Annotated in this window: 15 protein-coding genes; 6 read left to right on the top strand and 9 right to left on the bottom strand. The window is 67.0% G+C overall.

Annotated elements, in window-relative coordinates; genetic code table 11:
* Positions 1-55 precede the first annotated feature (55 nt).
* The 6 genes from ACMHYJ_RS01030 to ACMHYJ_RS01055 form a co-directional block, all read right to left on the bottom strand.
* Positions 56-1,216, bottom strand: a complete 1,161-nt coding sequence (locus ACMHYJ_RS01030; RefSeq protein WP_414244336.1) for a branched-chain amino acid ABC transporter substrate-binding protein — start codon at positions 1,214-1,216, stop codon at positions 56-58.
* Between the two features lie 290 nt (positions 1,217-1,506).
* Positions 1,507-1,974: a dUTP diphosphatase gene (gene dut / locus ACMHYJ_RS01035; RefSeq protein ID WP_414244337.1), complete on the bottom strand. Its 468-nt coding sequence runs from the start codon at positions 1,972-1,974 to the stop codon at positions 1,507-1,509.
* Between the two features lie 141 nt (positions 1,975-2,115).
* Positions 2,116-3,333 (bottom strand): bifunctional phosphopantothenoylcysteine decarboxylase/phosphopantothenate--cysteine ligase CoaBC, encoded by a 1,218-nt coding sequence (gene coaBC, locus ACMHYJ_RS01040; RefSeq protein ID WP_414244338.1) that lies wholly within the window; start codon positions 3,331-3,333, stop codon positions 2,116-2,118.
* Positions 3,334-3,343: 10 nt separating this feature from the next.
* Positions 3,344-3,931, bottom strand: a complete 588-nt coding sequence (lspA, locus tag ACMHYJ_RS01045; protein WP_414244339.1) for a signal peptidase II — start codon at positions 3,929-3,931, stop codon at positions 3,344-3,346.
* Complete coding sequence (ileS, locus tag ACMHYJ_RS01050; RefSeq protein ID WP_414244340.1) at positions 3,924-6,764, bottom strand: isoleucine--tRNA ligase; 2,841 nt, start codon at positions 6,762-6,764, stop codon at positions 3,924-3,926. Before ileS ends, lspA begins: the two co-directional genes overlap by 8 nt.
* Positions 6,754-7,719, bottom strand: coding sequence for a bifunctional riboflavin kinase/FAD synthetase (locus ACMHYJ_RS01055; RefSeq protein ID WP_414244341.1), 966 nt, complete (start codon positions 7,717-7,719; stop codon positions 6,754-6,756). The genes ileS and ACMHYJ_RS01055 overlap by 11 nt, the downstream gene beginning before the upstream one ends.
* An 80-nt stretch (positions 7,720-7,799) precedes the next feature.
* Here ACMHYJ_RS01055 and purN point away from each other — a divergent pair, with 80 nt between their 5' ends.
* Positions 7,800-8,471 carry a phosphoribosylglycinamide formyltransferase gene (gene purN, locus ACMHYJ_RS01060; protein WP_414244342.1) on the top strand — a complete coding sequence of 224 codons (672 nt, stop codon included), beginning with the start codon at positions 7,800-7,802 and terminating at the stop codon, positions 8,469-8,471.
* Positions 8,472-8,685: 214 nt separating this feature from the next.
* Positions 8,686-10,071 carry an RsmB/NOP family class I SAM-dependent RNA methyltransferase gene (locus ACMHYJ_RS01065; RefSeq protein WP_414244827.1) on the top strand — a complete coding sequence of 462 codons (1,386 nt, stop codon included), beginning with the start codon at positions 8,686-8,688 and terminating at the stop codon, positions 10,069-10,071.
* Here ACMHYJ_RS01065 and ACMHYJ_RS01070 read toward each other — a convergent pair.
* From ACMHYJ_RS01070 to ACMHYJ_RS01080, 3 genes are all read right to left on the bottom strand, one after another.
* The gene (locus ACMHYJ_RS01070; RefSeq protein ID WP_414244343.1) at positions 10,053-11,606 is read right to left on the bottom strand and encodes an acyl-CoA synthetase; all 1,554 of its coding nucleotides are present in this window, start codon (positions 11,604-11,606) and stop codon (positions 10,053-10,055) included. The two genes, ACMHYJ_RS01065 and ACMHYJ_RS01070, sit on opposite strands and share 19 nt — an antisense overlap.
* A 59-nt stretch (positions 11,607-11,665) precedes the next feature.
* Positions 11,666-12,850: a thiolase family protein gene (locus tag ACMHYJ_RS01075; RefSeq protein ID WP_414244344.1), complete on the bottom strand. Its 1,185-nt coding sequence runs from the start codon at positions 12,848-12,850 to the stop codon at positions 11,666-11,668.
* A 68-nt stretch (positions 12,851-12,918) separates the two neighbouring features.
* On the bottom strand, positions 12,919-14,058 hold the full coding sequence (locus ACMHYJ_RS01080) for an acyl-CoA dehydrogenase family protein (protein ID WP_414244345.1): 1,140 nt from the start codon (positions 14,056-14,058) through the stop codon (positions 12,919-12,921).
* A gap of 202 nt (positions 14,059-14,260) precedes the next feature.
* Between ACMHYJ_RS01080 and ACMHYJ_RS01085 the strand changes: the two genes are divergently transcribed.
* From ACMHYJ_RS01085 to ACMHYJ_RS01100, 4 genes are all read left to right on the top strand, one after another.
* A complete protein-coding gene (locus ACMHYJ_RS01085) occupies positions 14,261-15,295 on the top strand; it encodes an AraC family transcriptional regulator (RefSeq protein WP_414244346.1) in 1,035 nt (344 codons plus the stop codon).
* Positions 15,296-15,505: 210 nt separating this feature from the next.
* Positions 15,506-18,172: a hypothetical protein gene (locus ACMHYJ_RS01090; RefSeq protein ID WP_414244347.1), complete on the top strand. Its 2,667-nt coding sequence runs from the start codon at positions 15,506-15,508 to the stop codon at positions 18,170-18,172.
* A 209-nt stretch (positions 18,173-18,381) separates the two neighbouring features.
* A complete protein-coding gene (locus tag ACMHYJ_RS01095; protein WP_414244348.1) occupies positions 18,382-20,811 on the top strand; it encodes a UvrD-helicase domain-containing protein in 2,430 nt (809 codons plus the stop codon).
* A gap of 53 nt (positions 20,812-20,864) precedes the next feature.
* Complete coding sequence (locus tag ACMHYJ_RS01100) at positions 20,865-21,149, top strand: HigA family addiction module antitoxin (protein WP_414244349.1); 285 nt, start codon at positions 20,865-20,867, stop codon at positions 21,147-21,149.
* The last annotated feature ends 6 nt before the right edge of the window (positions 21,150-21,155 follow it).

The following is a 21,155-nucleotide window of genomic DNA, read 5'->3' on the forward strand; positions in this document are numbered from 1 at the left end:
CGGTGTTCCGGGCGGCCGGGCTTGTGGCGCCGGTCGCCCGAATATCGGTATGGCTTTATTGGCGCGGGTCGAGCTGGCGCGGGTAGATGGTCTTGTAGCTGCCGTCGGCCTGGACTTCGAAGGCCGACATCAGGCTGCCGATCCGTTCGCCCTTGTCGTCCCAGGTGAACGGGCCGGTCAGGCCGCCGAAGGGCTCTTTCAGGTTATGCAGCCAGGGAATGAGCTTGCCGGTGTCCGTGGACTGGGTGTCCTGGATGGCGGCGATGACGGCGCGGAAACCATCGGCGTTGGTCAGCGTGTAGATGCTGGGGGGCGGCGCGCCGAATTCTTTGGTGTAGTCGGCCAGGAATTTCTTGGCGGCCGGGTAGGGCAGGTTTTCCGGGGCCGGCACGTTGACGATCACGGCGCCCGCTGCGGCGTCGCCCGCGATCTTGGCGAAGTTTTCGTTCTGGTTGGCATCGCCGCCCACGAACACGGCGTTCATGCCCAGCTGCTTCATCTGGGCGCGGATCAGCCCGCCGTCGGTGTAATAGCCCGAGAAGAACAGCACGTCCGGGTTCTTGGATTTCAGCTTCGTCAGCACGGCGCTGTAGTCTTGCGTGCCCGCGTTGATGAAGTCTTCGCCGACGATGCTGCCGCCTTCTTTCTTGATGGCGTCGACCGTGGCCTTGGCCAGGCCGGTGGCATAGCTGGAGTGGTCGCTCAGTACCGCGATGCGCGGGTATTTCTTGACCTTGACGAAGTAGTTGGCGACGAACTCGGCTTCGTCGCTGTTGGGGGGCGCGTTGCGGAAGAAGGTCTGCCAGCCTTTTTGCGTCAGTTCGTCGCTGGTGCCGTCGGACGTCTGGATGACGTTGGCGGCGGAATAGATGGGCGCGGCGGCCAGGGCGGCGCCGCTGGTGTAGGTGCCGATCACGGCGATGACGCCGTCGTTCACCAGTTTGCGGCCGCAAATGGCGGCCTGGGCGGCTTTGCCTTCGTCGTCGCAGACGATGACTTCGATCTGGCGGCCCAGAATGCCGCCGGCGTCGTTGTGTTGCTTGGCAATCAGGCGCACACCGTTTTCAATGCCCTGGCCTTCGGCGGCGTATTCGCCCGTGATGGGGGCCTGGACGCCGATTTTGATGGGGCCGTCCGCCGCAAGCGCCGTGCCCATGCCCAACAGGGCCATGGATACGGCGGCAGAAAGCGTGGAAATTTTTGTCAGCCTGCTCATGTCTGGATTCTCCTTTGCATGGACCCGGATGGAACCATATATCAGTAATATATTAAGACCGTGCGTGCGACACCATCAGGGTCTTCCCGAAGTGTCGCCCGCGTATCCCGTCTGGCGAATCAGCCGGGGGGCGGCGCTTCGGCAATCCTGCGGCGCGGCGCTGCTCGGGTGAGCAGCCTGTGGACTTGGCCGGTGGGACACGCCGGGAAACCGGGTACAACCAATCACACCGCACAAGAACGGTTTAGAGTTTAACCATTGGACGATGCAGGTACAACCCAGGGGTTTTACTAATGCCGCCCGGTGCTGCCGAAGCCGCCGGTGCCGCGCTCGCTGCCGGTGTCGAAGGTGTCCACCGGGTGCAGCGCCACCTGAACCACGGGCTGGAACATCAGCTGGGCGATGCGTTCGCCCGGCTGGATCGTATACGCCTGGACGCCGTCGTTGGCCAGCAGAACCTTGATTTCGCCATGGTAGTCCGCGTCGATGACCCCGATGCCCTGGGCCACGCGGATGCCGTGCTTGAGCGACAGACCCGAGCGTGAAGCCACGATGGCCACCAGGCCGGGATCCATCATGTTCAGGGCCAGTCCGGTGGGCACGGGCACGCGTTCTCCGGGCAGCAGCGTATGGGGTTCCGCCAGGCAGGCGCGCAAGTCCATGGCGGCGGAGCCGCTGGTCGCGTAGTCGGGCAGGGGGAGGGCGTCGGTGCCCAGCAAGGGGTTGACGATGCGGGCTTGAATGAGTCGTCGTTGCATATTATGGCTGTGAAAAAGGTGGATTGAGGGGGGCGGATCGCAGCGGTGGCGTCCGGGCCCCGGGGGTAAGCGGCGCGCCGCCTGCCGGCGTTCAGCGAATCGCCGACCCCCGGCATCGGGGGAAGCGGGTCGGGGCGCGGGTCAGCCGATGGGCGCGGCGTGTGTTTCAGGGAGATGGCCGGCAATCCAGCCGATCAGCTGACGGGCGGCCTGCAGCTTGCCCTGGCGCGGCAGGGGATGGGTGCCGCGCGCATCGAAGATGATCAGTTCGGTGTCGGTCGCGTCCATGCTGTGCTGGGCCAGATTGCCGACGATGACCGGGATGCCCTTGCGCTGGCGTTTGGCCTGGGCGTGGGCGTGCAGGTCTTCGGTTTCGGCGGCGAAGCCCACGCACCAAGGGGCCTGCGGCAGGGCCGCGACCTCGGCCAGGATATCCGGGTTTTGCACGAAATCCAGTTGGGGGGGCTGCGCGCCGGGCTGTTTTTTCAGCTTCCGGGCCGAGGGGTTGCGGATGCCCCAGTCGGCCACGGCGGCCACGGCGATGAAGATATCCGCCTGGGCGGCCAGGGGCAGGACGGCGGCGTGCATGTCGCGGGCGCTGCGCGCGTCGATGCGCGTCACCTGGTCGGGGCAGTCCAGGGCCGTCGGGCCGGAGACCAGCGTGACCTGGGCGCCGGCCTCGGCGGCGGCCCGGGCCAGGGCATAGCCCATGCGCCCCGACGAACGGTTGGTCAGCACCCGCACCGGGTCGATGGTTTCGCTGGTGGGGCCGGCGGTCAGCAGGACGCGCCGGCCCGCCAGCACCTTGGGCTGGAAAAACGCGATCAGGGCGCGCAGGATCTGGTCGGGTTCCATCATGCGGCCGGAGCCGGTTTCGCCGCAGGCTTGCTGGCCTTCGGCCGGCCCGATCAGGGTGACGCCGTCGGCCCGCAGCTGGGCGGCATTGCGCTGGGTGGCGGGATGGATCCACATCTCGTGGTTCATGGCGGGGGCCGCCAGCAGGGGCACGGCCCCCCGGGCCACGCACAGGGTGGCCAGCAGGTCGTCGGCCAGGCCGTGGGCCAGCTTGGCCATGAAGTCCGTGCTGGCGGGCGCGATCAGGATGGCGTCGGCCCCCCGGCTGAGGTTGATGTGCGCCATGCGGTTGTCCATGCGGCTGTCCCAGGCGTCTTCCCAGACCGGGCGGCCCGACAGCGCCTGCAGGGTCGCGGCGGTGATGAAACCCGTGGCGGCGGCCGTCATCACCACGTCCACCGTGGCCCCTTCGTCTTGCATCCGGCGCAGCAGTTCGGCGGATTTATAGCAGGCGATGCCGCCGGTCAGCCCCAGGATGATGCGTTTGCCGTGCAGGTCTGGCATGAGAGATCCCCTATGAATGGCGAGTGCGGCGGCTGCGCAGGATTTCGTCCAGGATCAGCAGGAGGGCGCCGCAGGTGATGGCGATATCGGCCACGTTGAAGGCGGGAAAATACCAGTCGCGCCAGTAGAACAGCAGAAAATCCACCACGTGGCCGTGCAGCAGGCGGTCGAGCGCATTGCCCAGGGCGCCGCCCAGGATGCAGGCCAGGGCGGCCCCCAGCAGGCGCTGCCCGGTGTGCGTGTACAGCCAGCGCAAGATAAAGACGGCCACCGCCAGGGCGATGCCGGTGAACAGCCAGCGCTGGCCGCCGCCGCCGTCGGCCAGAAAACTGAAGGCCGCCCCGGTGTTGAACAGCAGGGTCAGGTCGAAGACCGGCAGCACGGGGATGCGCTGGGCGTAGGCCAGCTGCTGCAGCACCCAGGTTTTGGTGGCCTGATCCAGCAGCACCAGCGCCGCCGCCAGCAGCAGCCAGCCCGCCAGTGCGCGCAGGCGCTGGCGGCGGGTGGGGGCGGGGGCCGCTTGCAGCGCCAGCGCCGAGGGCGCCGCGGGGCCGAGATCCCGGCGGGGCGAGCGGGGCGGCTGCACGGGCCTAGGCATGGCGCCGGGTTTCGCCCGCGCCGTACAGGTTGTCCACGCAACGCCCGCAGAGTTCGGGGTGGGCCGCGTCGTGGCCGACATCGGCCCGGTGATGCCAGCAGCGCCCGCATTTGTCGTGGGCGCTGGCCTGCACCGCGATGCGGGTGGCCCCGTCGGCGGCGTGGACGTCCGCGCGCGAGACCAGCATCACAAAGCGCAGGTCGTCGCCCAGGCGCCGCAGCAGGGCCAGATCGTCGCCGCTGGCGTGGTAGTCGATTTCGGCGGCCAGCGATGAGCCGATCTCGCCCCGGGTGCGCACGGCTTCGATCTCGCGCATGGTGTCGGCGCGGATGTCGCGCAGGCGCGTCCAGCCGGCCGACAGCGCCGCGCCGTCCGCCGGGGCGGGAATCGCGTGGAAGGTTTCGGTGAAAATGGTGGGCGATGCCGGGTTGCCGCCCAGGTCGGCCCAGGCTTCTTCGACCGTAAAGGACAGAATGGGGGCTAGTAATTTAAGCAGGGCATGCGTGATGTGGTGCAGCGCCGTCTGGGCCGAACGCCGCGCCGGGCTGTCTTTGCCGGTGGTGTACAGGCGGTCTTTCAGGATGTCCAGGTAAAAGGCCCCCAGGTCTTCCGAGCAGAAAATCTGCAGCCGGGCCACGGCGGTGTGGAATTCGTAGCGCTCGTAGGCCGCCAGGATTTCGGCCTGCATGTCGGCGCACATTTGCAGGGCGTAGCGGTCGATTTCCAGCAGTTGATCCGGGGCGATGAGATCGGTGGCCGGGTTGAAATCCGCCAGATTGCCCAGCAGGAATTTCAGCGTGTTGCGGATGCGCCGGTAAGATTCGACCACGCGATCCAGGATTTGCTTGGAAATGGACAATTCGCCCGAATAATCGGTGGCGGCCGTCCACAGGCGCAGGATTTCCGCCCCCAGGGTGTTGGAGACTTCTTGGGGAAACACCACATTGCCCACGGACTTGCTCATTTTCTTGCCCTGGCCATCGACCACGAAGCCGTGCGTCAGCAAGGCTTTGTAGGGCGGGCGGCCATACAGCATGCAGCCGGTCAGCAGGGACGAATGAAACCAGCCCCGGTGTTGATCCGAGCCTTCCAGGTAGAGGTCGGCCGGCCAGGCCAGCTGCTGGGCGTGCGACCCTTTGAGGCAGTGATCCTGCCCGCCCAGCACGGTGGCGTGGGTGGTGCCCGAATCAAACCAGACATCCAGCGTGTCGCGGTTTTTCTCGTAAAGGTCGGCCTCGTCGCCCAGCAGTTCGCGCGGATCCAGGGTTTGCCAGGCCTCGATGCCGTCGCGCTCGACGCGCTGGGCGACTTCGTCCAGCAGCTGGGGGGTGCGCGGGTGCAGCGCGCCGGTTTCCTTGTGGATGAAAAACGCCATCGGCACGCCCCATTGGCGCTGGCGGGAGAGGGTCCAGTCCGGGCGGTTGGCGATCATGGCGTGCAGCCGCGCCCGGCCCCAGGCCGGGTAGAAGGCGGTGTCGTCCACGCCCTTCAGGGCCATGTCGCGCAGCGTGGGGCCGCTGACGGGGGCGATGTCCATGCCGGCGAACCACTGGCTGGTGGCGCGGTAGATGATGGGGGTCTTGTGCCGCCAGCAGTGCATGTAGCTGTGCGTGTGGGATTCCGTGTCCAGCAGGGACCCGGCCTCGCGCAGGGCATCCACGATGTGCGGATTGGCTTTCCAGATCAGCTGGCCGCCGAACAGCGGCAGGCTGTCGGCATAGTGGCCGTTGCCCAGAACGGGGTTGAGGATGTCGGCGTCGCCCATGCCGTGGGCCTTGCAGGAGATGAAATCCTCGACCCCGTAGGCGGGGGCCGAATGCACCACGCCGGTGCCGGAATCCAGCGTGACGTAGTCGCCCAGGTAGATGGGGGCCAGCCGCTGGTAGCCCGGGTGGGCGGCAGACAAGGGGTGGCGAAACGCCAGGCCGTCCAGGGCCTGGCCGGGGGCGCGGGCGATGATTTCGCCCGTCAGGCCCCAGCGCTGCAGGCAGGCCTCGGCCAGCTCGGCGGCCACGAGCAGCAGCGGCCCCGTGGCGCGCGGCTGGGCCAGGCGCACCAGGGCGTATTCGTGGTCGGGGTGGATGTTCAGCGCCTGGTTGGCCGGGATGGTCCAGGGGGTGGTGGTCCAGATGACGATGGCGCCGTCGTCCACGTCGCCCGCCAGGCCGAAGGCCCGGGCGATGGCGGCGCGGTCGTCGAAGGCGAAGGCCACGTCGATGGCGGGGTCTTTGCGGTCGGCGTATTCGACTTCGGCCTCGGCCAGGGCTGAACCGCAGTCAAAGCACCAGTTGACCGGCTTCAGGCCGCGAAACACGAAGCCTTTTTCCATGATGCGCGCCAAGGCCCGCAGTTCGTCGGCCTCGTTGTGCGGGTTCATGGTGAGATAGGGGTTGTCCCATTCGGCCAGCACGCCCAGGCGTTTGAAGTCGGTGCGCTGGCGTTCGATTTGCTCGGCGGCGTAGGCGCGGGCCTTGGACTGGACTTCGGCCACCGGCAGGTGCTTGCCGTATTTTTTCTCGATCTGGATTTCGATGGGCATGCCGTGGCAATCCCAGCCCGGCACATACTGGGCGTCGAAGCCCGCCATGTCGCGGCTCTTGACGATGATGTCTTTAAGGATCTTATTGACGGCGTGGCCGATGTGGATGTCGCCATTGGCATAGGGCGGGCCGTCGTGCAGGATGAACTTGGGCCGCCCCGCCGCCGCTGCCCGAATCGCCTGGTAAATCTTTTTTTCTTCCCAGGCGGCAATCCAGCCGGGTTCGCGTTTGGCCAGGTTGCCCCGCATGGGGAAGGGGGTGTCGGGCAGATTCAGGGTGTCTCTATAGTCCATGGGAGGCGAAGTAGTCGCGAGCGCTGCGCACATCCTGGCGGATGGCGGCGATCAGGGTGGTTAAATCGGGAAAGGATTCCTCGTCGCGCAGAAAACGCAGGAATTCGACGCACACCAGTTTACCGTAGGCGTCCACCTGCTGATCGAGCAGGTGGGTTTCCAGCAACAGCGGGCCGTCGCGCGTGACTGTGGGGCGCACGCCCAGGCTGGCCACGCCGGGCAGGGGGGCGGCGGCCAGGCCATGCACCCGCACAATGTAGATGCCCGAACGCGCCGCACAGGGGGCGGGCACCCGCAGGTTCAGGGTGGGAAAGCCCAGGTCGCGTCCCAGCTTCTGGCCGTGGATCACGTGGCCGGACACCCGGAACGGCGCCCCCAGCAGGCGCTGGCTTTGATCCAGCCGGCCCACGGCCAGCGCGGTGCGCAGGGCCGAACTGGAAATGCGCTGGCCCTGGCCGTCCAGCACGTCGGCCAGGGTTTGCACGCTGAAGCCGTATTGCCGGCCCATGCGGCGCAGCAGGTCGATGTCGCCGCTGCGTTTGTGGCCATAGCGGAAATCCTGGCCCACCAGCAGCCAGCGGGTGTTCAGGCCGCGCACCAGCAGGTGCTGGATGAAATCCTGGGCGCTCATGTCGGCCAGCGCCTGGTTGAAACGCTGGATGACGATTTGCCGCATGCCCTGGTCGGCCAGCCGGTCGATTTTGTCGCGCAGGCTGCTGATCTGAGTGGGGATGAGTTCGGTGCGCCCGCCGCGCCGGGCGAAAAAGGCCCTGGGATGGGGGGCGAAGGTCATGACGCTGGGGATCAGATCCTGGGCCAGGGCGTGGGTGCGCACCTGATCCAGAATGGCTTGATGGCCCAGATGAACCCCATCGAAATTGCCGATGGTCAGGGCGCTGGCGGCGTTGGTGTCGCGCCGGGGCAGCGTGCGGTACAGGCGAAGGGCGGGTTTCACGTCGGAGAGTTTACAATTAAAGGTTTGGGGTGTTCGAAGCGGCACCCCCGGGCCATGATTTTATGTCGGAGAACCAACGCATGGAGCATACCCCCGAACGGCCGCTGCGGGTGGCCATCCTGATTTCGGGCCGGGGCTCGAACATGCAGGCCCTGGCGCAGGCCGTGGCGGCCGAGGCCCTGCCGGTGGACATCTGCACGGTGGTGTCCAACCGCGCGGATGCGGCCGGCCTTGCCTGGGCCCGCGGCCAGGGCTTGCCCGCCGTGGCCCTGGCGCACCGGGATTACCCCAGCCGCGAGGCCTTCGATGCGGCCTTGCAGGCGCATCTGGACGCCCTGGCCCCCGACTACATCCTGCTGGCCGGCTTCATGCGGGTGCTGGGGGCCGATTTTGTGCAACATTTTGCCGGCCGCATCATCAATATCCATCCCTCGCTGCTGCCGGCCTTTCCCGGCCTGCACACCCACCAGCAAGCCCTTGCCCAGGGGGTGCAGTGGCACGGCTGCACGGTGCATTTCATTACGCCGGTGCTGGATCACGGCCCCATCATCGCCCAGGGGGTCGTGCCCGTGCGTCACGACGACACCCCCGACGCCCTGGCCGCCCGCCTGCTGCCGATGGAACACCAAGTCTTTGTCCAGACGCTGCGCTGGCTGGCGCAAGGCCGGGTGCGGCTGCTGGCCGATGGCCGGGTGCGGGTGGCCGACGCGCCGCAGCGCGCCTGGCTGGGCGCCACTTTTTTTGAGTCATAGGAACCGCATGAGCAAGCATGACACCAAGGGCGCCGAGCGCCGCCCGCCCAGTGGGCGCGGGGTACGGCCCCAAGCGGGCCGTGAAAAACCCCAGGGCGGCCAAAAGCCCGCCCATCCCCGTTCCGCCGCCCGGCGGGCGGGGCGGGATGCCGCCGCGCAGTCGCCGGCGCGGCCTTATGTGATGGCCGCCGCCCGTATCGAACAGGTGCGCCAGGTGCTGGGCGAAGTGCTGCAATGGCAGTACCCGGCCGATGCCGTGCTGTCGCATTGGTTTCGCGCCCACAGCAATGCCGGGCTGCGCGATCGCGGCGAAATCGCCGAAGCCGTGTTCGACGTGCTGCGCCACCTGCGCCGCTACCGGCAGTTTGCCGAAAGCGGCCAGGGGGCGGCCACCCGGCGGCTGGCGATTCTGGGCCTGGCGTCGGTCTGGCCCCGATCCACCTTGGACCCCGGCCTGGACGAGCACGAAAAACCCTGGCTGGATCACGTTCAGGGGTTTGCGCTGGACGCCTTGCCGCCGGGCGTGCGCCACAGCGTGCCCGAATGGCTCGAAACCCGGCTGGCGGCCCTGCCGGATGCGGATGCTTTGCTGCGGGCGCTGAACCAGCCGGCCCCGCTGGATTTGCGGGTCAATCCCTTCAAGACGGATCGGGATGCGGTCTTGCGGGCCTGGTCCCAGGGGCCGGAGGCCAAGTGGGCCGCCCAGCCCACGCCGTACTCGCCCTGGGGCCTGCGCATCCAGGGGCGTCCGCCGGTCAATCGCTGGCGCAGCTTCGAGCGCGGCGAAATCGAGGTTCAGGATGAGGGCAGTCAGCTGCTGGCTGCGCTGGTGGCTCCCAAGCGGGGCGAAATGGTCATTGATTACTGCGCCGGCGCGGGGGGCAAGACCCTGCTGCTGGGGGCCTTGATGCGCTCGACCGGGCGCTTGTATGCCTTCGACGTGTCGGCCGCCCGGCTGGCGCGCGCCAAGCCGCGCTTTGCCCGCAGCGGCCTGTCCAATATCGTGCCCGTGGTGATTGCCGAACGTCACGATCAGCGGGTTAAACGTCTGCGCGGCAAGGCCCACCGGGTGCTGGTGGATGCCCCGTGCAGCGGCCTGGGCACGCTGCGCCGCAATCCCGACCTGAAATGGCGGCAGCACCCGGATACCCTGGCCCAGTTGCTGCTGGCCCAGGCGGCCATTTTGCGCGATGCGGCCGCCTGCGTGCGCCCGGGCGGGCGGCTGGTCTATGCCAGCTGCAGCCTGCTGCCCGAGGAAAACGAGCAGCAGGTGCAGGCGTTTTTGGCGGACAACCCGGATTTCATCCTGCTGGATGCCGGGGCGGTGCTGGCCGACCGGGGCATTGCGTTGCCCTTGTCCGGCCCCATGCTGCGGCTGCGCCCGGACGTGCATGGCACCGATGGGTTTTTTGCCGCCGTCATGCAGCGCGCCAAGCCGGCGGCCGGCGGCGCCGATGCCGATGCGGCTGTGGACACAAAGGCGGACACGGGGGGCGATGCCGATGCGGCGGTGGATGCAGCGGCCGACACGGATCGCGCCTTGTCGGCCGATGGCGCGGCTGCCGCGCCCGGCGCGCTGGATCAGTCCGCCGCCGAATAGCGGTCGCGCAGTGTGCGCTTCAGCAGCTTGCCGGAGGCGTTGCGCGGCATGTCTTCGACAAAGAAGACCTGCTTGGGCACCTTGAACGCCGCCAGGCGTTCGTGGACGTGGGCGATCAGGTCGCCGGCGCTGGCGCTGGCCCCGTTTTTCAGGGCCACGACAGCCGTCACGGCCTCGATCCAGCGTTCGTCGGGCAGGCCGATCACGGCCACTTCGGCCACGGCAGGGTGGGTGTACAGGCATTCTTCCACTTCGCGGCTGGCGACCACCACCCCGCCGGTATTGATGATGTCCTTGATGCGGTCGGTGACATACAGGTAGCCGGCCTCGTCCAGGTGGCCCACATCGCCGGAATGGAACCAGCCCCCGGCAAAGGCGGCGGCGGTTTCTTCGGGCTTGTTCCAGTAGCCGCTCATCAGTTGGGGAGAACGATGCACGATCTCGCCCATGACGCCCGCGGGCTGGTCGTTCAGGTCGGCATCCACGATGCGGGTTTCCACATTGAAGATGGGCCGCCCGGCGGAGGCGGGCCGTTCGGCGTGGTCTTCGGGACGCAGCACCGTGGCCAGCGGGGCGATTTCGCTTTGCCCATAGCAGTTGTACAACTGCAGGGCGGGCAGCCGCTGGGCGAGTTCTTGCACGATGGGCACCGGCATGATCGAGGCCCCGTAATAGCCTTTTTGCAGCGAGGCCAGCCGGGCCGGATCAAACGCCGCGTGACGCAAAAAGGCGATCCAGACGGTGGGCGGCGCAAAGAACGACGTTATCCCCTCGCCGGCGATCAGCTCGAAGCAGCGTTCGGCCTGGGGGGCCTGGATCAACAAGGTGGCGGCCCCCACCAGCAGCTGCGGCATGACGAACACGTGCATCTGGGCCGAATGATAAAGCGGCAGGGCGGCCAGGGATCGGTCCGCCGCGCGAATGTCCAAAGCCAGCAGGGTGCTGGTGTATTCCGCCAGCAGGGCGCGGTGGCTCATCATCGCCCCTTTTGGCGCGGCGGTCGTGCCGGATGTGTACAGCAGCTGGGCGATGTGCGCTTCGGAAAAATCGGCATCGGGCAGGCTTTCCGGGCCGTCGGCTTCGGCCCAGGCCAGGATGTCCGTCCCCTGGCCTTCGGCCAGCGTGCCGCGCCAGGCGCAGCCGGGGATGTCGCCCAGCGCCTGGATGGCGTCGGCCAGCGCGGCATCGTGAAACAGGGCCTTGGCGCCCGATTGCTCGACGATATAGCGCAATTCGTCGTTCAGCAGGGCATAGTTGATGGGCACGTGGATCAGGCCCGTTTTGGCGCAGGCCAGCCACAACAGGATGTACGCATCCGAGTTGCGTGCGTATGCGGCGACGCGATCCCCCGTTTGCAGGCCCAGGGCCAGCAATTGGTGCGCGACGCGGTTGACCCCGCTTTGCAGCTGGGCGTATGTCCAGCGCCGGGCTTCGTATTGCAACGCCAGGCGCTGGGGGTTGCGCCGCACGGATCGGTCGAAGGCGTCGCCGATCCGGTTGCGGTGGCTGCGCTGGATGTCTGGTGAAATCTGCATGAGGTCTCCTTTTTGGCTTGCTTTTTGGGGGCTTTCCGGGCCGGCGGCCCGTTGGGGGCTTACAGGCGCTCGATGACGGTGGCGGTGGCCATGCCGTGCCCGATGCACATGACTTGCAGGCCGAATTGGCCGTCGCGCCGCGCCAGGCCCGCCAGCATCTTGGCTATCAGGCCGGCCCCTGTGGCCCCCAGCGGATGGCCGTGCGCGATGGCGCCGCCCCAGGGGTTCAGGCGCTGCCGGTCGGGTTGCAGTTCGCGGGCAAAGCACAGCGCCACGCTGGCAAAAGCCTCGTTGACTTCGATCCAGTCCATGTCCTGGATGGACAGGCCGGCCTGCCGCAGGGCCTGCCGCGCCGCTGGGACGACCCCCGTCAACTGCAAAACGGGGTCGGATCCCACCACCACCCGGCTGCGAAAACGGGCCAGGGGCTTGAGGCCCAGGGCGTGCGCGGCGGCCGCGCCGCCGATCAAGACGGCGGCGGCGCCGTCGGACATCTGGCTGGCGTTGGCGGCGGTGACCCGGCCGCTGTCCGGCGACCGGAAAACCGGGGCCATGCCGCGGATGCGGGCTTCGTCCACGGGCACCCGGATGCCTTCGTCGCCAGCCAGCGTGAACGGATCGCCGTCTTTGCCGACCCCGTCGATGGGCAGGATTTCGTGGTGCCAACCCGATTGGCGGGCCTCGTCCGCCCGCCGGTGGCTTTCCATCGCGTAGTCGTCCATTTCCTGGCGCGATATCCGCCAGGTTTCGGCAATTTTTTCAGCGCTTTCCACCTGGTGCGGGATGGGGTAGCGGGCCAGCAGGCCGGGGTGCAGGGCATCGAAACCGGTAAAGGGTTTTTGCGGATCCAGGGTCAGATCCAGAAACATGGGCACCCGGCTCATGCTTTCGACCCCGCAGCCCAGGGCAAAGGCCAGATCGCCGCTGGCCACGGCCTGCGCGGCGGCGTGCACCGCGTACTGGCTGGATCCGCACATGCGGTTGATGCTGGCCCCCGGGACTGCGGCGGGCAGGCCGGCCAGCAAAGCGGCCTGGCGGGCGATGTTGCCCCCTTGTTCGCCCGCCTGGCTGACGCAGCCGGCCAGGACGTCGCCCACGCGTTCGCCGGGTACTTGGGCGCGTTGCAGGGCTGCTTGGATGACGGCGGCCAGCAGGGTGTCGGGACGGGTGTGGCGCAGCGCCCCGTTGCGCCGCCCAAACGGGGTGCGCACGGCGGACAGAATAACGGCTTCATCGGGTTTCATGGGAATCCTTGGCGTGGGGCCGGGCGCGCGGATCAATCGTGCCGGGCGCCCGGTGGGGTGGGATGGGCTTAACGCATGCGCTGCAATTCTCGGGCGATGATATTGCGCTGGATTTCGCTGGTGCCTTCGTAGATTTGCAGGACTTTGGCATCGCGGAACAATTTTTCGACCGGGTATTCGGTGGAGTACCCCATGCCGCCGAAAACCTGGATGGCTTCGGTGGCGGCCCACATGGCGGCATCCGCCGCAAAGGCTTTGGCGCAGGCGGCTTCCGTGGTGTTGGGCAGGCCCTGATCCAGCCGCCAGGCGGCCTGGTAGGTCAGCAGCCGCGCCGCGTCCAGCTTCATGCGCATCTCGGCCAGCTTGTGGGCGACGGCCTGGTGGTCGATCAGGCGTTGGCCCATGCTGCTGCGCTGGGTGGCGTAGGCCAGGGATTCGTCCAGACAGCGCTGGATCAGGCCCACGCCAAACGCCGCCACCATGGGCCGGGAATGATCGAAGACCCGCATGGCCAGGGCGAAGCCGTCGCCCGCCGGCCCCAGCCGCTGGGCTTCGGGCACGAACACGTCATCCAGAAAGACTTCGCAGGTGGGGGCGCAGCGCTGCCCCAGCTTGCTTAACGGGGCGCCGACGCGCAGCCCCGGGCTGTCGGCCGGGACAATGAAAGCGGACAGCCCCCGATGACCGGCATCGGGGTCGGTTTTGGCGAACACCACTAAAAAATCAGCCCAGTTGGCGTTGGATATCCAGGTTTTGCCGCCGGATAGCCGATAGCCCCCCGGGGCGGCCTGTGCGCGGGTGCGGATGCCCGCCACATCCGACCCGGCGGCGGGCTCGGTCAGGGCAAAGCTGGCATAGCCCCCTTGGGCCAGGATGCCCAGGTATTGCCGCTGCTGTTCGGGTGTGCCGCCCAGCAGGATCGGCGCGCTGGCCAGGGCGTTGATGCACAAGGCCGTGCCGATGCCCAGGCAGGCATGGCAAAAGGCTTCGGTGATCAGCACCAGTTCCAGGCAGCCCAGGCCACCCCCGCCGACGGATTCCGGCAGGTGGGCCGACAACAGGCCCAGCGCCTGGGCCTGGTCGTGAATCGGCGCAGGGAATAGGCCGTTTTGGTCAGCCCGGGCAGCGTGTGGCTGGATTTCCTGGCGGGCGAATTGCCGGGCCAGCGCCTGGATGGCCTGCTGTTCTTCGCTGAGTTGAAAATGCATGTCCGCCTTTCTGTTTTTCAATGAATGTCTGGATGCGGGCAAGCCTTCATCCGCGACCGGGTTGGGTTTCCGATATCCATGCTAATCAAGAACCTTGGTTTTGTAGATGGCATAATCAGTCTGATTATTGATGTTTTTTGCCAATTTGCCGCCTCCCTAATTCGGTGGGGCCGCGCTGCCCGAAGCGGAGTCCTTTCCCCTCATGACCACAATGCCCGCGACGATGACCGTGCCGGTCAGCATGGTGACGGATATGCTGGATCGCCTGGGGATTCCGGCGGACGAGCCCTCCGGGGCCGTGGCCCGGGCGGGGATTGCCCCCGCGTTGCTGGGGCGGCCCGCCGCGCGGGTGACCGTCGAACAATTCGCGGTGTTTTATCGGGCGCTGGTGCTGCGGTACGACGATGAAACGCCGGGGTTTTTCACGCGCCCCCTGCGCAGCGGCACCTTGAAATTCTTGTGCCTGAGCCTGTTGGGCGCCCCCACGCTGCAAGGGGCTTTGCACCGTTTTTGCTGGTTTTTCCGGCTGGTGCTGGACGACGTGCGCTTTGTGCTGCATGCCGACGGCCGGACGCTGGCGATCAGGCTGGAAGAATGCCATCCCCTGGGGGCCCAGCGGGTGCTGATCCTCGAACTCATGCTGCTGCTGGTGCAGGGGGTGTCCTGCTGGCTGGCCGATCAGCGCCTGGCGCTGGATCGGGTGGACGTGGCGTATCCCGCCCCGGCGCATGCCGGGGAGTACGCCAATATGTATTCGGGGCCGGTTTTTTTCGGCCAGGCCCGCACCCGGCTGGTGTTCCGGCCCGAGGCCCGGGCCCTGCCGGTGCGCCAGGCCCAAGGGGCGGTATCGGCTTTTCTGCGCCACGCCCCGGTGGATTGGATTCGCCCCGCCATTGGCGAGCGCTCGGTCTCGCATCGGGTGCGCGATCTGTTGCAGGCGCAGGCGGCGCCGACGCTGTCCGCGGCCCAGGTGGCCGATCGCCTGCACTTGTCCCCGCGCACCCTGGCGCGGCGGCTGGCCGCCGAAGGCACGCGCTTCCAGGCCCTGAAAAGCGCCGTCCGGCGCGACATCGCCATCGCCCGCTTGCTGGGCACGCGCCAGCCGGTGGCGCAAATCGGGGCCGACCTGGGCTTCGAGGACCCGGCGGCGTTCAACCGCGCCTTTCGGCAGTGGGCGGGGATGACGCCGGGCAGCTATCGCCAGGGACGCCGATCCGAACCCCGGCACCCGCGGTGACCGGGCGGGGTTTTTGAAGCGCCCCGCGCTTGGCGGGGCCGGCTTGGCTGGCCGGAAATGGAAGGGTGTTCGCGCCTGGGATATTAATGTAACTTTAAATCATCCGGGGGCCGACATCCTGTAGAATTTTTTTGGCATCACAAAACTTCAGGCATTAAAAAAATTCAGGCATCACAAAACTTGGCCTTGCCCGACCCGGAGACTGCATCCATGGTATATAACCTGTTCAACGAAGACTATTACCTGACCTATAACCCGGATGTGGCCGCCGCCATTTTGCAGGGCAATGGCCTGACCGCCGAGCAGCATTTCAATCTATTCGGCAATGCCGAAGGCCGCGCCCCCGGCCCCTTGTTCGACCCGCAATACTATCTGTCGGCCAACCCGGACGTGGCCGACGCCGTGCTGGCCGGCCTGATCACCGCGTATGATCATTTTCTGCTGTACGGCGCCCCGGAAGACCGTTCGCCGCTGATCATCTTCGACCCCGACTATTATCTGGCGCTGAATCCCGACGTGGCCGCCGCGCTGGGCGCGGGTTTGAATGCGGTGCAGCATTTTTTGCAGTACGGCAGCAACGAAACCCGCGCCATCTCGCCCTTCATCGACCTGGCCGCGTATCTGGCGGCCAACCCCGATGTGGCGGGCGCGGTGGCCGCCGGGCAGATGACCGCGCTGCAGCACCTGATGAACTACGGCGTGCTGGAAGGCCGCGACCTGGGCAACGGCATCGACCTGGCCATTTTCCAGAACGATGCGTCGTTCATGGATGCGTTGAGCGCGGGCGATTACGACCTGGCATTGGCGCGCATGACGCAGGTCGCCCCTTTTCTGCCCAGCTTTCAGCCGCCCGCGGGCTGGACGCCCGCGCCCGACACGCCGATTCCCGTGGATTTCGTGCCGCCCGAGGGCACCAAGCTGGTGGTGCCGCCCGGGGTGGTGGTGCCGGATGACTTGCTGCCGCTGCCCGACACGTTCGAGCAGGATCATTCCGGCGGCGGCGGCGGTGGCGGTGGTACGGGGGGCGTTTTCGCCCTGACGGCCGGGACAGACGATTTCAACGTGGCCAACGAGCATGCCACCCCTTGGGACGACGTGTTTACCGGGGATGCCACGACCGTGCAACCAGCCGACCAAATCGATGGCGGGGGCGGCACCGATACGTTTGTGTTTACCGGCTCGCCGACTCCTTTGCTGAGCCCTGCGTCGATTCCGCTGCCGCAGCTGTCGAATGTGGAAGTCCTTGAGTTGCGTACCGGTGGGGCGTTCACGCTGGATTTGTCCGGTACCGGCGTGACGACCTTGACCTTGCCGGACAAGATCGAGGCGATCGGGGTCCCGGGTAGCAGTCCTGGCACGCCAGGTGACGCTGGGGATAATGGCATCGACGCAACGGACCCAGGCAACGACGGCGGCGATGCCGGGGCTGGGAGTACGGGCGCACCGGGAAGCCCCGGCGGTGCCGCGAGCGCTGGCGTGGCCTTGACCCTGGATCAGGACAATAGCCGTCTGGTCATCGACCAGGGCATCACGGTCACCGGCGGCGCCGGCGGGCAGGGCAGTGCTGGCGGTAAGGGTGGAAGCGGCGGGGATGGTAACGCCCCTGCAGCGGGGGGCGATGGCGGCAATGGCGGGATGGGGGGCGCTGGAGGATCGGGCGGCGCGGGCCAAGCGGGCGGCGCGGCGAAGACGGCGCTGTCGGTCTCCGACGGTGGTGCGGCGATCGACAGCTTCACGCTGGTGTTGAATGGGGTCACTCTCAGTGCCATTGGCGGTGCCGGCGGTGCCGGCGGGGCCGGCGGGGCCGGCGGTCAAGGGGGCGCCGGGGGGCGGGGCGGTGACGCCGGCGGCATAGGGAGTGCAGGGGGTGCCGGGGGGTTTGGCGGTGCCGGGGGTGTTGGCGGCCAGGGGGGGGATGGCGGCACCGCCGGTACCGTGGTGGATATGGTTTCGAATAGCATTCATACCCTCAACATCATTTCCAACGCCAGTGCGGACAGCACGGTGACGGTCAATCGTCTGCTTTCCGAAGGGGGCGCGGGCGGTGCAGCGGGTAAGGGCGGCGCGGGCGGTGACGGAGGCGCGGGCGGCGGCAAAGGTGGGGGCGGCGGCACTGCTGGCTTCGATGGTGCTGACGGCGCCACAGGCGTACCGGGGTCGGATGGTGCCGATGCTCTGGCCGGCGTGGGGCTGGCACTCGGCACAGGGGTTACGGTGAATATTTCCGGGGCGGCCGATCTGGATCTGGGGCGGGTGACCGGCGCGGATATCACCCTGGACGCCAGCGCGTTGAGCGGGGATTTCACGGTGGCCACAGATCATGAGGATCAGACTCAGACGATCCAGGGCGGCAGCGGCCGCAACCAGATCACCCTGGACGGCGGCGTGGATCACGTCGATCTGGCGCAGTCGCAAGCCCAGTCGGATACCCTGATCATTCTCGGTGCGACCGGTCAGGATGCGACAGCGGGCTTGTTCACCACGGTGAGTGATTTTGGCACGATGGCGGCGCACGGCGATGTCCTGAAAATCGGCGGCTATAGCAGCGTCGTGGCGAATGGCCCCACCGTCGTGGACGGCACGCTGACCGTCCAGGTTCTTGATGGGATTGCCACCTTTGACGGTGCAGGCGCGGGCAGTCTGGATCTGGCCGCAAAAACCACAGCCGCTTTCAAGGCGTTGAACGAAGGGGAGGCCCTGGCTTTTGTGCATGATGGCCATACCTATCTGGCGGTGGAACGCATCGATAGCAGCGCCTATAACAAAGGCATTGACTTGGTCATTCAACTGACCGGCGTGGACGACCTGACGGCCTTGGGGGCGACCGCTGCGGACCATACCCTGGTGCTGCAATCGGAAGATTGGGCCATTGTTTGAAGGTGAGGGCGGCACGGCACGGCACGGCGCCGTGTCTGGGCCGCCCCGCACCGCGCCGGCCTCCTCCGGTGTCTGGTTCTCGATCCCCGGCCTGCGGTCTCCGGTTCTCGATCCCCGGTGCTTGGTCTCCGGTACTCGGTCTCCGGCCTGCGGTTCGTTCAGGGGCTACACTAAGTAGCTTCCCTGTAGACAATGGATTGCGGTTTCGCATGTTAGATGGCCTGAACGAACCCCAACGCGCAGCGGTCACGCTGCCCGCGCAACACGCTCTGGTGCTGGCGGGGGCCGGCAGCGGCAAGACCCGGGTGCTGACCACCCGCATGGCCTGGCTGATCCAGTCGGGCCGGCTCAGTCCGTTCAGCCTGCTGGCGGTCACCTTTACCAACAAGGCCGCGCGCGAAATGCTGGCGCGGCTGTCGGCTCTGCTGCCCATCAACACGCGGGGCATGTGGGTGGGCACCTTTCACGGCCTGTGCAACCGCCTGCTGCGGGCGCATTACCGCGATGCGGGCCTGCCGCAAACCTTCCAGATTCTGGACAGCGCCGACCAGTTGTCCGCCATCAAACGCATGCTGAAAGCCCGGGGCGTGGATACCGAACGCTACCCGGCGCGCGACGTGCAGCGTCTGATCAATGCCGCCAAGGAAGACGGCCTGCGGCCCAAGGATATGGATTTGCACGACAGCCGCGCCCGCCAGATGGCGGATCTGTATCAGCATTATCAAGACCAGTGCGAACGCGAAGGCGTGGTGGATTTCGGCGAACTGCTGTTGCGCGCCTATGAACTGCTGCTGCGCGAGGCGCCCATCCGCGAACACTACCAGCGGCGCTTCCAGCACATTCTGGTGGATGAGTTTCAGGACACCAACGTGCTGCAGTACCGCTGGCTGATGCTGCTGGCGGGCAGCCACACGCCCGTTTTTGCGGTGGGCGACGACGACCAGTCCATTTACGCGTTTCGCGGGGCCAACGTGGGCAATATGGCGGATTTCGAGCAGCGCCATGCCCACGGCACGGTCATCCGCCTGGAACAAAACTATCGTTCGCACGGCCATATCCTGGATGCGGCCAATGCCTTGATCGCGCACAACAGCCGCCGCCTGGGCAAGAACCTGTGGACCGATGCGGGCGCGGGCGAACCCCTGCGCGTGGTCGAACAGGTGTCGGATCAGCTCGAAGCCCAGTGGCTGGTGGATGAAATCCGCGCCTTGCTGCGCGAAGGCCGGGCCGCGCATCAGGTGGCCATTCTGTATCGCAGCAATGCCCAGTCCCGGCCCATCGAGCATGCCTTGTTTTCCGCCCGCGTGCCGTACCGGGTGTATGGCGGGCAGCGCTTTTTCGAGCGCCAGGAAATCAAGCATGTGCTGGCGTACCTGCGCCTGATCGACAACCCGCACGACGATACGTCCTGGATGCGGGTGGTGAATTTTCCCACCCGGGGGATCGGTGCGCGCACGCTGGAACACCTCGCCGATGCGGCGCGCCAATACGGCACCAGCCTGGCCGGGGCCGTGGCCTATGTGCCCGGCAAGGCGGGTAGCAGCCTGGCCCGCTTTGCGGCGCTGATCCGCGACATGGCCGCGTCGGCGCAATCCCTGGATTTGCCGGAACTCATCGGCCAGGTGGTTCATCAAAGCGGCCTGGAAGCCCATTACCAGGCCGACCGCGAAGGCCAGGAACGCCTGGAAAACCTGCAGGAACTGGTCAATGCGGCCACGGCCTTCGTGGCCGAGGAAGGCCTGCAGGGCCTGGTGGCGGGGCGCATCCCCGAATTCTCCGCGGGCGGCACCCGGCCCGACATGGCCGATCCAGCGGCGGATGTGGCGGGGGCGACAGATGCGGCGCGGGCGGCGGCGCCGATGACGCGTGTTCGCGCGGCGACGGCGGAAAATTCGGGCGCGGCAGCGCAGGAGGTGGATGCGTTTTCGGATGTGTTTTCGGATGCGGACGAAGGGACGGGGATGATCCCGCCCGCCGTGATGTCGCCCCTGGGGGCGTTTCTCACCCATGCGTCACTGGAAGCCGGGGACAATCAGGCCCAGGCGGGCGAAGACGCCGTGCAGCTGATGACGGTGCATGCCGCCAAGGGCCTGGAATTCGATGCGGTGTTCATCACCGGGCTCGAAGAAGGCCTGTTTCCGCACGAAAACAGCCTGCTGGACGCCGGCGGCCTGGAAGAAGAACGCCGCCTGATGTACGTGGCGATCACGCGGGCGCGTGAACGCCTGACGCTGACCCTGGCGCAAAGCCGCATGCTGCACGGCCAGACCCGCTACGCCCTGCGTTCGCGTTTTTTGGATGAAATCCCCGAAGAACATCTGAAATGGATCACGCCGCGCCAGCGGGCGGCGGCCGTGCCCGAGGCCCAGACGGCCTGGCGCGGGGCCTTCCGGCGCGGCGCGGGGCAGGACGCGGGCGGCAGCCGGTTCGCCCCGCGTGCGGTGCGCACTCGCGCGGCCGATGTCACGGTGGGGGATCAGTGCTTTCGCATGGGGGCCAGCGTGCGCCATGGCCGCTTCGGCGAAGGCACCATCGTGGCCCTCAGCGGCAGCGGCGCCGAAGCCCAGGCCCGGATCGAATTCAGGGACGCGGGCACCAAGACCCTGGCCCTGGGGGTGGCCAAGCTGGAAATCCTTTAGACCGCGTTGATGTGTGAGTACCGATCAATCAGGATTATCACTAGGAGCACACAATGCGTATGCACAATCCCCCGCACCCGGGGAAAGCAGTACGAGCGTTTATTGGCGAAATGACCATCACCGAAGCAGCTGCGCGGCTTGGTGTAACACGCGCATCCTTGTCGCGGATCATCAACGGAACCAATGGGATTTCCGCTGATATGGCGCTGCGCTTATCTGCCGCGTTGGGCACTAGCGCAGAGATGTGGCTCACCATGCAAGCCAAGTATGACCTCTGGCAGGCCGAGGACAAGCCACGGCCGGATATTCTGCCGTTCCGCACAATGGCCCACGCTTGATGGTTT

Origin of the sequence: Castellaniella hirudinis, assembly GCF_047468865.1 — a bacterium.
Lineage (GTDB): Bacteria > Pseudomonadota > Gammaproteobacteria > Burkholderiales > Burkholderiaceae_B > Castellaniella > Castellaniella hirudinis_A.

Coding starts and splice junctions, on each gene's coding strand:
- ACMHYJ_RS01030 (WP_414244336.1), bottom strand. CDS start 1,216: ATGAGCAGGCTGACAAAAATTTCCACGCTTTCTGCCGCCGTATCCATG.
- dut (WP_414244337.1), bottom strand. CDS start 1,974: ATGCAACGACGACTCATTCAAGCCCGCATCGTCAACCCCTTGCTGGGC.
- coaBC (WP_414244338.1), bottom strand. CDS start 3,333: ATGCCAGACCTGCACGGCAAACGCATCATCCTGGGGCTGACCGGCGGC.
- lspA (WP_414244339.1), bottom strand. CDS start 3,931: ATGCCTAGGCCCGTGCAGCCGCCCCGCTCGCCCCGCCGGGATCTCGGC.
- ileS (WP_414244340.1), bottom strand. CDS start 6,764: ATGGACTATAGAGACACCCTGAATCTGCCCGACACCCCCTTCCCCATG.
- purN (WP_414244342.1), top strand. CDS start 7,800: ATGGAGCATACCCCCGAACGGCCGCTGCGGGTGGCCATCCTGATTTCG.
- ACMHYJ_RS01070 (WP_414244343.1), bottom strand. CDS start 11,606: ATGCAGATTTCACCAGACATCCAGCGCAGCCACCGCAACCGGATCGGC.
- ACMHYJ_RS01075 (WP_414244344.1), bottom strand. CDS start 12,850: ATGAAACCCGATGAAGCCGTTATTCTGTCCGCCGTGCGCACCCCGTTT.
- ACMHYJ_RS01080 (WP_414244345.1), bottom strand. CDS start 14,058: ATGCATTTTCAACTCAGCGAAGAACAGCAGGCCATCCAGGCGCTGGCC.
- ACMHYJ_RS01085 (WP_414244346.1), top strand. CDS start 14,261: ATGACCACAATGCCCGCGACGATGACCGTGCCGGTCAGCATGGTGACG.
- ACMHYJ_RS01090 (WP_414244347.1), top strand. CDS start 15,506: ATGGTATATAACCTGTTCAACGAAGACTATTACCTGACCTATAACCCG.
- ACMHYJ_RS01095 (WP_414244348.1), top strand. CDS start 18,382: ATGTTAGATGGCCTGAACGAACCCCAACGCGCAGCGGTCACGCTGCCC.
- ACMHYJ_RS01100 (WP_414244349.1), top strand. CDS start 20,865: ATGCGTATGCACAATCCCCCGCACCCGGGGAAAGCAGTACGAGCGTTT.